This is a genomic window from Plebeiibacterium sediminum (assembly GCF_026013605.1).
Classification (GTDB): Bacteria; Bacteroidota; Bacteroidia; order Bacteroidales; family Marinilabiliaceae; genus Saccharicrinis; species Saccharicrinis sediminus.
Genome location: NZ_JAPDPJ010000255.1, coordinates 1 through 668 on the forward strand (window position 1 = coordinate 1; position 668 = coordinate 668).

General features: G+C 39.1%; 1 protein-coding gene. It reads right to left on the reverse strand.

Annotation, left to right across the window (positions count from 1 at the left end; translation table 11 throughout):
- The coding region (locus OM075_RS25345) for a DUF6266 family protein (RefSeq protein ID WP_301193354.1) at positions 1 to 638 on the reverse strand (638 nt) is incomplete at its 3' end.
- Positions 639 to 668: the final 30 nt, after the last annotated feature.

Below are 668 nucleotides of genomic sequence, written 5' to 3' on the forward strand. Positions count from 1 at the left end.
TCCGGAATAATAACAGTTCCTGCATGCACGCTATTGCTTACCCGGTTTGTATCGTCCATAGCGGCAAAAGCGATATAGCAATGTACTACTGTTCCAGGAGGAGCATCTGGCAGAAACATACTGGCTGTGCCATCAGAACGAATATTTTGACCAATAGTATATTCCGGATAATAGCCTTCAGCAATAGATACAAGAATTACCCCATTGTCTTTAAACATTTCATCACTTGCTGCATTGTACCTCCAGGTAAAAACAACTTCTTCACCATTAGCTTCAACTCTTGGCCGGTTTGTTCCTTTTAATGATCCTACGGCTAACACCAAATTATTCAGGTTAACTTTATAATCAGGATATTCACCTTCGATGGTGTATTTCATTAACTCAGACATAGCAGCATTCTGTGGCGACTTTAAGCTGTCCTGATTTTTAAATCCCAATTGTATCACCGGATACAGTGGTTGTAAAAATTTGGTGGCAAGTCTGAATTTGGCTCTGTGTGCCAATTGTTTTTTACTGGCTTTGTGATTACTAAAATCTGGTAGTGATTTCATAACAGAGATACCTTTCCATTGACTACCTACTGTGCTACCTACTTTTCCTGTGAATCTTCCGTTGATTCCTTTTATATATGTTCCCATGACTTTTTGTTTTTGTAAGCCCTGCTATCA